Origin of the sequence: Nonomuraea rosea (assembly GCF_039539705.1) — a bacterium.
GTDB lineage: Bacteria > Actinomycetota > Actinomycetes > Streptosporangiales > Streptosporangiaceae > Nonomuraea > Nonomuraea rosea.
Genome location: NZ_BAABDQ010000019.1, coordinates 117,766 through 131,484 on the forward strand (window position 1 = coordinate 117,766; position 13,719 = coordinate 131,484).

The window sequence follows — 13,719 nt, forward strand, 5'->3', positions numbered from 1 at the left end:
CCCTCAGTTGTGGGCGACTTAGCGGCGCTGGAGTTCTTCGGCCTTGGCCACGGCCTGCTCGATGCCGCCGACCATGAAGAACGCCTGCTCGGGCAGGTGGTCGTACTCACCCGCGCAGAGGCCCTTGAAGGAGGCGATGGTCTCGTCCAGCGGAACGTTCTCGCCGGGCTGACCGGTGAACGCCTCGGCGGCGTACATCGGGTGCGACAGGAACCGCTCGATACGGCGGGCCCGCTGCACGGTGACCTTGTCCTCTTCGGACAGCTCGTCGATACCGAGGATCGCGATGATGTCCTGGAGCTCGCGGTACTTCTGCAGGATCCGCTTGGTCTCCTGGGCCACCCGGTAGTGCTCCTCGCCCACGATCTGCGGGTCGAGGATCCGGGAGGAGGAGTCGAGCGGGTCCACCGCGGGGTAGATGCCCTTCTCCGAGATCGGCCGCGAGAGCACGGTCTGCGCGTCGAGGTGCGCGAACGCGTTGTGCGGAGCCGGGTCGGTGATGTCGTCGGCGGGCACGTAGATCGCCTGCATCGAGGTGATCGAGTGACCACGCGTCGAGGTGATGCGCTCCTGGAGCACACCCATCTCGTCGGCCAGGGTCGGCTGGTAACCCACCGCGGACGGCATGCGGCCGAGGAGGGTGGAGACCTCGGAACCGGCCTGCGTGAAGCGGAAGATGTTGTCGATGAACAACAACACGTCCTGCTTCTGCACGTCACGGAAGTATTCGGCCATGGTCAGCGCCGACAGCGCGACCCGCAGACGGGTGCCCGGCGGCTCGTCCATCTGGCCGAAGACGAGCGCGGTGTCCTTGAGGACGTCCGCCTCCTCCATCTCCAGCCAGAGGTCGTTGCCCTCACGGGTGCGCTCGCCGACGCCGGCGAACACCGAGGTGCCACCGAAGTTGCGGGCGACCCGGCGGATCATCTCCTGGATGAGAACCGTCTTGCCCACGCCGGCGCCGCCGAACAGGCCGATCTTCCCACCCTGCACGTACGGGGTGAGCAGGTCGATGACCTTGATGCCCGTGACGAGCATCTCGGTACGGGACTCGAGCTGGTCGAACGGCGGCGACGGCCGGTGGATGCCCCACTTCTCGGTGATCTTGAGAGAAGCGGTCGGCACGTCCAGCGCCTGGCCGAGCGTGTTCCACACGTGACCCTTGACGACGTCGCCGACCGGCACCGAGATCGGCGCACCCGTGTCGGTGACCGCCGCACCACGGACCAGGCCGTCGGTGGGCTGCATGGAGATGGCCCTGACCAGGTTGTCACCCAGGTGCTGGGCGACCTCGGCGGTCAGCATCTTGGTTTCGCCGCCGAGGATGACCTCGACGGTGAGCGCGTTGTAGATCTCGGGCATCGCATCGACGGGGAACTCCACGTCGATGACGGGCCCTGTGACGCGAGCCACGCGGCCGGCACCGGCCGACGGGGTCTCAACAGTCTCAACAGCCTCTGCAGTCATTTCACTCTTTCCCCGCTGCGGCGTCAGCGAGCGCGTTGGCGCCACCGACGATCTCGCTGATTTCCTGGGTGATCTCGGCCTGGCGAGCCTGGTTCATCTGCATGGTGAACACGCGGATCAGCTCGTTGGCGTTGTCCGTAGCGGACTTCATGGCGCGACGCCTGGCAGCCTCTTCGGAGGCGGCCGACTGCAGCAGCGCCGTGAAGATGCGGGACTCCACGTAACGCGGCAGCAGCGACTCGAGAACGTCGCCCGCGGTCGGCTCGAACTCGAAATAGGGGGGGATCGCGGTGGACTCCGTCGCCTCGGTCTCCTCGACCTCCAGCGGCAGGACACGCTTGACCACGACGTTCTGGGTCAGCATCGAGACGAACTCGGTCGAGACGATGTGGATCTCGTCGATCCCGTCCTCTTCCTTGAACGACTCGATCAGCGTCCGCGCGATCTCCTTGGCGTCGGCGTAGGCCGGCTTCCTGGAGAATCCGACCCACTGGCCGCCCATGTCCCGCTGGCGGAAGGTGTGCCAGGTGACACCCTTGCGCCCGGTCACGAACGGCACCACGGTCAGACCGCGGCTCTGCAGCAGACCGCGCAGGGCCTCGGCCTCGCGCAGCACGTTGGCGTTGAAGCCGCCGCAGAACCCGCTGTCGCTGGTGACGATGAGGACGCCCGCCTTGGTGGGGTTCTCCTTCTCCACCGTCAGCGGATGGTCGACGCTCGCGGCGTTGCTGACGACGCCCGTGACGGCGCGAGTGATCTCGCGCTCGTACGGCAACGCCGCATGCATCCGCTGCTGCGCCCGCACGATGCGCGAGGAAGCGATGAGCTCCTGGGCGCGCGTGATCTTGGCGGTCGACTTGACCGACTTGATCCGCCGCCGCAGCAGCCTTAGCTGGGCACCCATCCGCTACTTCTTCTCCGCCGGCCGGACGACCTTCTTGATCTTCTCTTGGCCGACCTCGTCGGCCTCGAGCGGCGCCACCGGCTCATCCTTGACCAGCAGCTCGCCCGAGGACGTGGTGAAGCCCTTCTTGAACTCCGTGATGGCGTCCTTGAGGGTGGTCACCGTGTCGTCGTTGAGATCGTTGGTCTCGCGGATGCTGTCGAGGATGCCCTTGTGCGCGCTCTGCAGATAGTCGAGGAACTCCTGCTCGAAGCGGCGGACGTCTTCGACGGGGACGTCGTCCAGCTCGCCGGTGGTGCCGGCCCAGACCGACACGACCTGCCGCTCCACGGAGAACGGCGCGTACTGCGGCTGGATGAGCAGCTCGGTCAGGCGCTGACCGCGGTCGAGCTGGGCGCGGGAGGCCGCGTCCAGGTCGGACGCGAAGGCCGCGAAGGCCTCCAGGTCGCGGTACTGCGACAGCGACAGACGCAGCGTGCCGGCGACCTTGCGCATCGCCTTGACCTGCGCGGAACCGCCGACTCGCGAGACCGAGATACCGACGTTGATCGCCGGGCGGATGCCGGCGTTGAAGTAGTCGGTCTCCAGGAAGCACTGGCCGTCGGTGATGGAGATGACGTTGGTCGGGATGAACGCCGACACGTCGTTGCCCTTGGTCTCGATGATCGGCAGGCCGGTCATCGAGCCGCCGCCCATGTTGCTGGAAAGCTTGGCGCAGCGCTCCAGCAGGCGGGAGTGGAGGTAGAAGACGTCACCGGGGAACGCCTCACGGCCCGGCGGGCGGCGAAGCAGCAGCGAGACGGCGCGGTAGGCGTCGGCCTGCTTGGTGAGGTCGTCGAAGATGATCAGAACGTGCTTGCCCTGGTACATCCAGTGCTGCCCGATGGCAGAGCCGGTGTAAGGGGAGATGTACTTGTAACCGGCGGGGTCGGACGCCGGGGCGGCGACGATCGTGGTGTACTCCAGGGCGCCAGCCTCTTCGAGGCGGGAGCGCACCTGGGCGATCGTCGAGCCCTTCTGGCCGACCGCGACGTAGACGCAGCGCACCTGCTTCTCGGGGTCACCCGAGGCCCAGTTCTCGCGCTGGTTGAGGATGGTGTCCACGGCGATCGCGGTCTTGCCGGTGCCACGGTCACCGATGATCAGCTGGCGCTGGCCACGGCCGATCGGCGTCATGGCGTCGATCGCCTTGATGCCGGTCTGCAGCGGCTGCTTCACCGGCTGCCGCTCGACGACCGAGGGGGCCTGAAGCTCGAGGGCACGCAGGCCCTCGGACTCGATGGCGCCCTTGCCGTCGAGGGGGTTGCCCAGGGGGTCGACCACGCGGCCGAGGAAGTTGTCGCCGACGGGCACGGACAGGACCTCGCCCGTCCTGCGGACCGTCTGGCCCTCCTCGATGCCGCTGAAGTCGCCCAGGACCACGACGCCGATTTCGCGGGTGTCGAGGTTAAGTGCCAGGCCGCGCGTGCCGTTCTCGAACTCGAGCAGCTCGTTCGCCATCGCCGAGGGAAGGCCGGAGACATGGGCAATGCCGTCGCCGGCGTCGACGACGGTCCCGATCTCCTCGCGCGCGGCGCCTTCCGGTTCGTACGCCTGGACGAAGCGCTCAAGCGCGTCCCGGATCTCGTCCGGCCGGATCGTAAGCTCCGCCATCTCTACTCTGTCTCCCTATTCGCCTAGCCGGCCAACCGGCGGCGGACTTCTTCGATTCGTCCCACAATGGTGGTGTCGATGATCTCGTCGCCGATGCGGACCGAGAACCCACCGAGCACTCGCTTGTCCACCTCGACGTTCAGGTGCACGTCACGGCCGTAGGAGGAGCGCAGCCACGCCGACAGGCGCTGCTTCTGCCCCTCGGACAGCTCGACCGCACTGCGCACCACCGCCACGAGGCGCTGGCGCTGCTGAGCCACGAGCTGGCCGACCTCTTCCAGGCCCTTCTCCAGGCTACGCCCACGCGGGTGCACCACCAGCTGCGCGATCAGGCGCAGACTCGTCGTGGCGACCTTGTCGCCGAGCAGGTCGCTCAGCAGCTGCCGCTTGCCCTCTTCGGGAGCGGCCGGGTCGACCAGCGCGCGGCGCAGATCGGCGTTGCCGGCCACGATGCGGCCGAAGCGGAAGAGCTCGTCCTCCACCTCGTCGAGCCTGGAGTGGCTCTCCGCCTCCGCGGACGCGGCGACGACGCCGAGCCGTTCGAGCACGTCGGCCAGGTCACCGGCGCGCGACCACTTGCCCGCGACCGCGGACTCGGTGGTGGCGATCGCCGCCTCGCTGACCTTGCCGTCGAGCAGGGAGCGCGCGGCGCGCGCCTTCTGCTCGCCGGACCTGGACGGGTCGGACAGGGCACGGCGCAAGCCGTGCTCGCGGTCGAGCAGAGCCGCGACCGCGAACAACTCGTCGGAGAGCGTGCCGAGGTCCGCAGTAGCGGCGACCGCGTTGAACCGCTCTTCGACCTCGGCCAGCGACGTCCTGCTCAGACCACGCATCAGCGCACCGCCTGCGCGTTCGAGCCTTCGAGCTCGTCGAGGAACCGGTCCACGATGCGGGTCTGCCTGACCTCGTCCTCAAGGGACTCGCCGACGATGCGGCCGGCCAGGTCGGTCGACAGACGGCCGATCTCGGTGCGGAGCTGGGCGAAGGCCGCCTGGCGGTCCGCCTCGATCTGGGTGTGCGCCGCCTCCACGAGACGGCGGGCCTCGGCCTGCGCCTCCTCACGGAGCTCGGCCTTGATCTGCGCGGCCTGCTCGCGAGCTTCCTCGCGCAGCCTGGCGGCGTCGCGACGGGCCTCTTCGAGCTGCTCGGTGTAGCGCCGCTGCAGAGCCTGCGCCTCGGCCTGGGCCTCCTCAGCCCTCTTGATCCCGCCTTCGATCGCGTCGGTCCGCTCAGCCAGAGTCTTCTGGATACGCGGTACGAGGATCCTGCCTACGACAACGAGGACGACGAGGAACGAGAAGATACCGACGACGAGCTCATACGTGTGCGGGATGAGAGGGTTGGCGCCCTCTTCCGCCGCGAGGAGCGTAGCTGCCGTTTTCATGGGTGCAGCCTTCCGTCAGTGGGGGGCAATCAGATGGTCTGGAAGATGAACGGGGCGACCAGACCCAGCAGGGCCAGGGCCTCGGTGAGGACGAAGCCGAGGAGCATGTTCTGGCGGATCAGGGGGTAAGCCTCGGGCTGGCGCGCGATGGCCTGCACGCCCTGACCGAAGATGATGCCGACGCCGATGCCGGGGCCGATGGCGGCGAGACCGTAACCGATGGCGGTGACGTTGCCGGAGACCTCAGCGAGAACGCTCATTGCTGTATTCCTTTACTGGACGGCCGGTGAATCGGTGTCTCACCGGTCATGGATATTCCGGTATGTGGTTCTCAGTGCTCTGCGTGCAGAGAGTTACCGATGTACATCGCCGCCAGCATCGCGAAGAGGAATGCCTGCAGGAACTGGATGAACATCTCGAAGGCGGTGAAGATGATCGTCATGACGACGCCGAGGACGCCCACGCCCGCGCCCAGCGGCGTCAGCTTCTCGAAGAGGAACCAGAAGCCGACCATGCTGAAGAAGGCCAGCAGCATGTGACCCGCGAACATGTTGGCGAAGAGCCGGACCGCGTGCGTGAAGGGGGCGATGATCAGGTTCGAGAGGAACTCGATCGGGGCCAGCAGCACGTAGATGAACTTCGGCAGCCCCGGGGGGAACATCATGTTCTTGAAGTAGCCGACCGGGCCCTGGTGCTTCATGCCCAGGTAGACCTTGAGCACGTAGATCGAGACGGCCAGCACGGCCGGGAAGGCGATGTGCGAGGCGACCGGGAACTGGAGCACCGGGACGACGCCCATGAGGTTCCAGACCAGGACCAGGAAGAACAGGGTCAGCAGCAGGCCCATCCACCGCTCGGCGTCCTTGCCCAGGAAGGGCCGGGCGACCTGGTCGCGGACGAACATGTAGCCGTATTCGACGACGTTCTGCACACCCCTGGGGACGATCTTCGGGCTTGCGAAGGCCGCCCAGCAGACACCGATCACCAGGACCGAGCTGAGAAGGGCGAGGAGAACCGGCTTGGTGAACCAGTCGACCCCGGGAATGATCGGGGTAAAGGAGTTGAACAGCTCGTCAGGCGATGGTGCCCGGAACTGGTCTTCAGGAGCGAGGACCGTCAGCGCAGTCACGCGGCGTTCCCTTCAACGTCGTAGTGTGGATCACAAGGGTTTCCTCGGCGGAGTCTTCGCCACGAAGGGCTAGCGGCCGAACTTCCGGTAGGCCAGATAGCCGGCGAGCACCAGCCCCAGGACGATGCCTATGGGGAAGAACGCGGACATGTCCAGCCACCGGTCCAGCAACCACCCGAGTCCGCCATAGAAGGCCATCCCGGCGAGCAAATAGCTGGGGACAGACCACATGGCATCGGCGAAGTCGCGACCGTCTTCTTCCGGTCGGCGTTCCTGTGCGCTCATCGCGGCCCTGACGATAGCAGGCGAGTGGAGGACTAGTCATATCGGGCCCCGCCCGGAAACCGGCTTCATGAGTCGCCTCTACCGGGAACCTTGGCGTCGGGGTCGACGTACAGCATCTTGGTCTTGATGAAGGCGCGCACCTCGAAGCCTGTCCAGACCAGCGTGCAGACCACGACGGCCCAGGCGAACGCCTGGGTGTTCCAGGCCGTGGTGTCGCGGAACGAGGCCAGCACCACCATGATGACGATGACCTTGATGAGGTAGCTGCCCATCGCCGCGATCGCCATCATCTGAGGGGACACGCGTGCGGCATAGGACACCGCTACCACGCTGATGCTGAAGAAAACCCCGACGAGCAAAGTGCCGAGACCCGCGCCCAGCGCGCCCTTGCCACCCGCCAGCAGCAACGCCACGACAACGGCGACCACCCCAACCGCGACGGTAGGAATCGCGGCGCTCTTGAGTACGCGCACGTCGTTGGCCTGCATCGGTGCTCCATCAGCATGTTATCAAGCGAGCGTTTGCTACCTCCAGAAGCTGTGCATCTGGAGTCCCTGCTCGTGAAAGATATCACAAGCTCATGGAAGACCGCTTTTACCTGCCGTTTCCAGTTGGCGATCAAGAACTACGGGGAAAGACCGGTATGACCGGATTTCCCTCGGCGGTCGCGCGCCCATGCGCGGGGCCGTCCGTCGGCGGCATCGGCCGCCTGACCTGGGGCTCCGGCAGGATCGGCGGCATCGGCCCGGTGGGCGGCCCGTCGTCGTCGGGGTCCTTGCTGCGCGGGGCGGCGTGCGCTCCGCCCCTGCCCCGCCAGCGCGGCAGGGCCATCAGCACGAGAACGGCCAGCGCGAGCACGATGACCACCGGGAACAGCAGGACCGGCACGCCGATCGTGGACATTCCCACGATGCCGAAGGCGAACAGGAACGCCCACGCGTACATGATCAGCACGGACCTGCGATGCGAGTGGCCGATGTCCATCAGCCGGTGGTGCAGGTGGCCGCGGTCGGGAGAGAACGGCGACAGGCCCTGCGACGTGCGGCGCACCACGGCGGTGATCAGGTCGACCAGCGGCAGCACCAGCACCGCCACCGGGAGCAGCATCGGCAGCAGCACGGGCACCTTGTTCATGCCCTCGATGATCGCGGGGTCGAGCGGCGTCACGGTGACGATGGAGGAGGCCAGCACGAGCCCGATCAGCATCGCGCCCGTGTCACCCATGAAGATCTTCGCCGGATGGAAGTTGTGCGGCAGGAAGCCCAGGCAGGTGCCGATGAGGATGGCGGCGATGGCGGCCGTGGTGGTGATGCGCCCGCCGCTGATGTTGTCGGCGAGGAAGATGGAGTAGGCCCAGGTGGCCATGCCCGCGATGCAGACGATCCCGGCCGCGAGCCCGTCGAGCCCGTCGACGAAGTTGACCGCGTTGATGGTCACGACCACGACCAGGATGGTGATCACGGTGCTGAGCGTGTAGTCGAGGCTGGTGGAGCCGCCCCAGTCCTGCGGGAGCGGGATGTAGAGCAGCCGCAGGTCGAAGAAGACCAGCACGCCCGCCGCCGCGATCTGGCCGCCCAGCTTGATGAAGGCGTCCATGCCCCACCAGTCGTCCAGGAACCCGGTGAGCGTGATGAGCCCGCCCGCCACGATCAGCGCCGTCACGGCGTTGCCGTCGGACTCGGCCAGCGCCGCACCCGTGTGCGTGAGGCTGCCGGCGACCAGGAGCCCCACGACCAGCCCGCCGTACATCGCCAGGCCGCCCAGCCTGGGCGTCGGCGTGGTGTGCACGTCTCGCGCGCGGACCTCGGGCATGGCGCCGATGCGAATGGCGAAGCGACGCACCAGCGGGACCAGGAGATACGTCACCGCTGCTGAGATGAGCGCCATGAAGAGGTATTCGCGCACGAACCTAGTTTCCCGGATGCTCCGGCCAGCTGTGACCGGAAAACGACTCAGACCAGCTTAATATTCGCTGAGATATGGGCGATGGATGGCCAGAAGCGCCGAAACTCTTTCCCGAACCTCCGCCACGCTGCCCGGATCCCGCACCGCCAGCGTCACCAGAGTGCCCACCTCCTTCAGCTCCTGAGGTCCCATCCCCTGCGTGGTCACGCACGGTGTGCCGACGCGGATCCCCGACGTCACGGCGGCGGGCTCGGGGTCGTACGGGATGACATTGCGGTTGAGCGTGATGCCCGCGGCCGCGCACCGGCGCTCCGCCTCGGCTCCCGACACTCCCACGTCACGCAGGTCGATCAGCGCCAGATGGGTGTCCGTGCCGCCGGACACGGCCCGCATCCCCTCGACGGCCAGCGCGTCCGCCAGGGCTTGCGCGTTCGCGACGATCCGCCGGGTGTAGCCGGCGAACTCCGGCCGCGCCGCCTCCGCGAACGCCACCGCCTTGGCCGCCACCACGTGCATCAGCGGCCCGCCCTGGATGAACGGGAACACCGCCCGGTCGATCTTCCTGGCCAGCTCCGCGGTGCACAGGATGGCGCCGCCGCGCGGCCCGCGCAGCGCCTTGTGGGTGGTGAACGTCACGACGTCCGCGTACGGCACCGCCGACGGGATCGCGCCGCCCGCCATCAGCCCGATCGGGTGCGCCACGTCGGCCAGCAGCCACGCCCCGGCCTCGTCCGCGATGCCGCGGAATGCGCCGTAGTCGATCAGCCTCGGGTACGCCGTCGCGCCGCACACGATGAGCTTCGGCTGGTGCCTCAGCGCGAGAGCCCTGACCTCGTCGTAGTCGATGAGTTCGGTGTCTCGACGCACTCCGTACGAGACGACGTCGAACCATCTTCCCGAGAAGTTCACCTTGGAGCCATGGGTCAGGTGGCCGCCGTGCGGCAGCGCCATGGCCAGCATGGTGTCGCCCGGCTGGAGCAGGGCGGCGTAGGCGGCCAGGTTCGCGGTGGCGCCCGAGTGGGGCTGCACGTTGGCGTGCTCGGCGCCGAACAGCGTGCGCGCCCGCTCGATCGCCAGCCGCTCCGCCCGGTCCACGACCTCGCAGCCGCCGTAGTAGCGCCGGCCGGGGTAGCCCTCGGCGTACTTGTTGGTGAGGGTCGAGCCCAGCGCGGCGAGTACGGCGGGCGAGGTGAAGTTCTCGCTCGCGATCAGCTGGAGCCCGCCGCGCACCCGGTCCAGCTCGTCGAGCAGAACCTGCGCTATCTCGGGATCCTGGCGTTGTAGCAGGCTGAAATCCGGACCGTAGTAGGGCTGTGCACCCATTTCCTCACTGTACGGCCTAGTGTCCATTTCTCCCATATGTGGCGATTGGCGGAAGTTCGTTCAGAACGCGTGCGGCGCGCCGGCCGTCGTCTTCACCCAGCGCGGCGTATCGGCGGCCTCGTCGCTGATGGCGGTCAGCACGGAGTGGCGGTAGACGGCGAGCCTGGCACGCCATTCGCGCACCTCCTTGACGTAGCGCTCGGCCACGGCCGCGTCCCACGTCTGAGGGCTCCTGGCCAGGCTGTAGGCCTTGTCGAGCGCCGTTCTGAGCGTCTCCAGCTGGGGCATGACGGTCTCCCACGCGAGGACCAGCCGCTCGTAGTCCTCGTTGAACACCCAGGCGGTGGCCGGGGTGTCCAGGGCGTCGGTGGCGCTGATCGGCGGGACCTCGCCTTTGACGAACGCTTTGGGGGCCGGCGGGTCTACGTACATCACGCGCTCCTTTCCGGCGAGCCCGGATCGATCGATCCTGGCGGGCCGTCCGGGCGGATGTCGCGCTCGGCCCACGCGCCCTTGCCGTACTCGCCGGGCGGGACCTCGACGGAGGGCATGTCGAGGGGCTGGATCTCGCTGTGGTCGGTTATGACGGTCTTGAGGGCGTCGAGGGCAGGCGGGGTGACGTCCACCGACACCACGTCGGTGCCGTCACTCGCCCACGCCTCGACCCCCGATCCCACCGCCATCGTCGTCTCGTAGCCCGCCGCTTCCGGCCCGGCCGCGTAGCCAGCCGCCTCTGGCCCGACCTCGTAGCCAGCCGCCTCTGGCCCGGCCTCGTAGGCTGCCGCCTCTGGCCTGGCCCCATAGCCCGCTGCTTCCGGCCTGGCCTCGTAGCCTGCTGCCTCTGGCCCGGCCTCATAGGCTGCCCCTTTCGGCCCAGACTCGTATTCCGGCCCAGTCTCGTAGCCGATCTGCACCTGCACCGCCGACTCCGCCCCGTAGCGGGCCCCTGTGCCTGGATTGCCGTCTGCAGCGTATGGACTGCCGTCCGCTGTCCTCGGATTGCCGTCGGCGGTTCCCGGATTGCCGTCGGCGCCCTGTGCGCCGCCCGTGCGCTGCTCGCCGTCGGCGCCGTACTCCGTCTCGGCGACCGTCGTCGTGGGCGGTGCGTCGGCGGTGGCGGTGCCGGCCGGGGGCTCGGTGCTGGGATTCGTCGGCGGGATGGTGACCGGCTTGCCCTGGTCACCCGTCCCTTGATCACCGGTCCCCTGGTCGCCAGTCTCCCGGTCGCCGGTCGCCCGGTCGCCGTCCTCCACGCCCTGGTCCGGGCGGTCTCCCGTCGATCCGTCGGGCGTGGTCTCCTTGCCGTCCGGCGTGGTGTCCGGCGTGGTGTCCTTGCCGTCCGGCGTCGGGTAGGTGTCGCCCGGCGTCGTGTCCCCAGTGCCGGGCGTCGTGCCCGTGTCGCCGGTATCCGGGCTGGTGTCGGTGCCGTCCGGTGTCTTGTCCGCGGCGCAGGCGTCGTCGGTCGCCGCGGTCGAGGAGCCGTCGTCGGCGGGGGTGGCACCCGTCGTGGTGGACGCGTCCGTCGTGGTGGCGGTGCCGTCCGGCCTGGTGGTGTCGCCGTACGTCGTGGAGTCGCCGTACGAGGTGGTGGGGGTGCCGTCCGTCGTGGTGGGGCCGCCGTACGAGATGGGGGCGGTGCCGTCGGAGGTGGTCGCGGGCGGCGGGGTCGTGAGCCCGTCGCCGCTTCCGGTGGTCGGCCTGCTGGGGTCGATCGAGCCTTGGGGACCGTCCGGGCGGATGTCGCGTTCGACCCACTCCCCCTTGCCGTACTCGCCCGCCGGGACCTCGACCGACGGCATGTCCAGCGGCTGGATGTCCCCGTGGCTCTCCACCACGGTCTTCAGCGCGTCGAGGCTGGGCGGGGTCGTGTCGGCGGAGACCACGTCGCTGCCGTCGTTGGCCCAGGCGTTGACGTTCGCGGCGCCGGTGGTGTCGGCGGACACCTTCGGCATCTCCGCCGGCGGGACACTGCCGGTGTCCTTGAGCAGGGCCTCCAGTTGCTCGGCCGTCGGCGGGTCGATGGGCACCTGCAGGACCTTGACGCCATCGACCTCCACGACCCTCGGTTTGGTCAGGTCGGTCGCGGCCGGCTGGTCCTCGGCCGGGGTCCCGGTCGCGCCCGCGTCCACCTCGGCGCCACGATCGCGCCTGCTGTCCAGGTCGCCGTCCTTGGGATCATCGGCCGGCTGCTCACAGGGGCTCTCATCCGCCCCACTGTCAGTCCCGGTGTCCGTGTCCTTGCCCGTGTCGGTCCCGGTGTCCGTGTCCTTGCCCGCGTCCGTGCCGGTGTCCGTGTCCTTGCCCACGTCGGTGCCGGTGTCGGTGTCCTTGCCGGTATCGGTGTCCTTACCCGCGTCGGTCCCGGCCCCGCCATCCTTGCCGGTATCCGTGTCCTTGCCCGCGTCCGTGCCGGCCCCGCCGTCCTTACCGGTATCGGTGCCGGTGCCGGTGTCCTTGCCCGCGTCGGTCCCGGCCCCGCCGTCCTTGGCGTCCTCGCCCGTCTTGGGCTCGTCATCGGCCCGCGGATTGTCGTACCTGTCCTGGTCCCCGCGCACCCCTCTGGGGTCGTCCCCCATCCCGGGAACGTCGGCCCCGGCCCGCGGCTGGTCCTCGCGCTTCTCCAGCACCCCGAGCCGGACGTTGACGTCCTTGACCATCGCGTCGGCCGCCTCCGCCACCTGGGCGGGACGGTGCGTGGTCTGGGTCGCCAGCCCGGCCCGGCCCATGACGAGCCTGACCCGGTCCTCGACCGCGCGCATCTGCGCGGCCGCGTTCTTCACCTCGGCCAGCAGGTCACGGACCAGCTTCGGATCCATGCCGTCGAACTTGCCCATCGGCCACTCCCGGACGTATCTCCGCTCCGGGCCTCACCGTAATCACGGCCGCAGCGCGCCCGCAGCCGGAATAAGCAGCCGGTATACGTCAGTCGTCGGTCGCGACGTAGCCGATGATGCCGCGCAGCTTCTCCACGGGGATCGCCCCGCGCCGCAGCAGCCTGGGCACGGCCGTGGTGATGTCGAGGATGGTCGAGGGCGTGTTGTCGGTGGTCTTGCCGCCGTCGAGATAGACCGCGATCGACTCCCCGAGCTGCTCCTCGGCCTCCGCGGCCGTGGTGGCGGCGGGGGCGCCGGAGCGGTTGGCGCTGGAGACGGCCATGGGCCCGGTCTCCTTGAGCAGGTCGAGCGCGACCGGATGGAGCGGCATGCGCACCGCCACCGTCCCCTTGGTATCCCCGAGGTCCCAGGAAAGGGCCCTGTTGGCCTTGCAGACCAGCGTGAGCGGCCCAGGCCAGAAGGCGTCTATCAGGTCCTGCCCGTACGGCCCCATGTCGTCCACGAGCGCTGTGGCGGCTCTGACGGTGCCGACGAGCACGGGCGGCGGCATCTCGCGCCCGCGCCCCTTGGCGTCGAGCAGCGCGGTGACCGCGGCCGCTGTGAAGGCGTCGGCGCCGATGCCGTAGACGGTGTCGGTCGGGAGGACCACGAGCTCGCCGCGGCGTACGGCGGCGGCGGCCTCGGTCAGTCCCTCGGTCCGCTGCTCAAGGTCGGAGCAGTCAAAGCGCTTACCCACGGTTTTGTCGCCTCGCTCCGCTCGACGGCGAGCGGCGCTCTCGAGGCCTCCTCCGTTCTCCTCGTTCGGTGGCTTCGCCGCCTTTCTCGTGGTCAGGAG

The 13,719-nt window shown here is 68.6% G+C and carries 14 protein-coding genes; all 14 read right to left on the bottom strand.

Annotated elements, in window-relative coordinates:
* Positions 1-18: 18 nt before the first annotated feature.
* The 14 genes from atpD to ABEA43_RS36230 all read right to left on the bottom strand — a co-directional run bounded on the left by atpD (position 19) and on the right by ABEA43_RS36230 (position 13,620).
* Positions 19-1,467 carry a F0F1 ATP synthase subunit beta gene (atpD, locus tag ABEA43_RS36165; RefSeq protein WP_345569039.1) on the bottom strand — a complete coding sequence of 483 codons (1,449 nt, stop codon included), beginning with the start codon at positions 1,465-1,467 and terminating at the stop codon, positions 19-21.
* Between the two features lies 1 nt (position 1,468).
* Complete coding sequence (locus ABEA43_RS36170; RefSeq protein WP_345569040.1) at positions 1,469-2,371, bottom strand: F0F1 ATP synthase subunit gamma; 903 nt, start codon at positions 2,369-2,371, stop codon at positions 1,469-1,471.
* 3 nt (positions 2,372-2,374) lie between these two features.
* Complete coding sequence (atpA, locus tag ABEA43_RS36175; protein ID WP_345569042.1) at positions 2,375-4,024, bottom strand: F0F1 ATP synthase subunit alpha; 1,650 nt, start codon at positions 4,022-4,024, stop codon at positions 2,375-2,377.
* A 23-nt stretch (positions 4,025-4,047) separates the two neighbouring features.
* A complete protein-coding gene (locus ABEA43_RS36180) occupies positions 4,048-4,857 on the bottom strand; it encodes a F0F1 ATP synthase subunit delta (RefSeq protein WP_345569044.1) in 810 nt (269 codons plus the stop codon).
* Entirely contained in the window at positions 4,857-5,408 is a 552-nt protein-coding gene (locus ABEA43_RS36185; RefSeq protein WP_345569045.1) for a F0F1 ATP synthase subunit B, read from the bottom strand. Before ABEA43_RS36185 ends, ABEA43_RS36180 begins: the two co-directional genes overlap by 1 nt.
* A gap of 29 nt (positions 5,409-5,437) precedes the next feature.
* Complete coding sequence (gene atpE, locus ABEA43_RS36190; RefSeq protein ID WP_345569047.1) at positions 5,438-5,668, bottom strand: ATP synthase F0 subunit C; 231 nt, start codon at positions 5,666-5,668, stop codon at positions 5,438-5,440.
* A 71-nt stretch (positions 5,669-5,739) separates the two neighbouring features.
* Positions 5,740-6,537 carry a F0F1 ATP synthase subunit A gene (gene atpB / locus ABEA43_RS36195; protein ID WP_345569049.1) on the bottom strand — a complete coding sequence of 266 codons (798 nt, stop codon included), beginning with the start codon at positions 6,535-6,537 and terminating at the stop codon, positions 5,740-5,742.
* Between the two features lie 69 nt (positions 6,538-6,606).
* Positions 6,607-6,822 carry an AtpZ/AtpI family protein gene (locus tag ABEA43_RS36200; protein ID WP_345569051.1) on the bottom strand — a complete coding sequence of 72 codons (216 nt, stop codon included), beginning with the start codon at positions 6,820-6,822 and terminating at the stop codon, positions 6,607-6,609.
* A gap of 65 nt (positions 6,823-6,887) precedes the next feature.
* A complete protein-coding gene (locus ABEA43_RS36205; RefSeq protein WP_345569053.1) occupies positions 6,888-7,310 on the bottom strand; it encodes a Cg1360 family ATP-synthase-associated protein in 423 nt (140 codons plus the stop codon).
* Between the two features lie 130 nt (positions 7,311-7,440).
* A complete protein-coding gene (locus ABEA43_RS36210) occupies positions 7,441-8,727 on the bottom strand; it encodes a glycosyltransferase family 4 protein (RefSeq protein ID WP_345569054.1) in 1,287 nt (428 codons plus the stop codon).
* 57 nt (positions 8,728-8,784) lie between these two features.
* Positions 8,785-10,050 carry a serine hydroxymethyltransferase gene (locus tag ABEA43_RS36215; protein WP_345569056.1) on the bottom strand — a complete coding sequence of 422 codons (1,266 nt, stop codon included), beginning with the start codon at positions 10,048-10,050 and terminating at the stop codon, positions 8,785-8,787.
* A 60-nt stretch (positions 10,051-10,110) separates the two neighbouring features.
* The gene (locus ABEA43_RS36220; protein ID WP_345569058.1) at positions 10,111-10,482 is read right to left on the bottom strand and encodes a hypothetical protein; all 372 of its coding nucleotides are present in this window, start codon (positions 10,480-10,482) and stop codon (positions 10,111-10,113) included.
* Positions 10,482-12,884: a hypothetical protein gene (locus tag ABEA43_RS36225; protein ID WP_345569059.1), complete on the bottom strand. Its 2,403-nt coding sequence runs from the start codon at positions 12,882-12,884 to the stop codon at positions 10,482-10,484. Before ABEA43_RS36225 ends, ABEA43_RS36220 begins: the two co-directional genes overlap by 1 nt.
* A gap of 88 nt (positions 12,885-12,972) precedes the next feature.
* On the bottom strand, positions 12,973-13,620 hold the full coding sequence (locus ABEA43_RS36230; RefSeq protein WP_345569060.1) for an L-threonylcarbamoyladenylate synthase: 648 nt from the start codon (positions 13,618-13,620) through the stop codon (positions 12,973-12,975).
* Positions 13,621-13,719 lie beyond the last annotated feature (99 nt).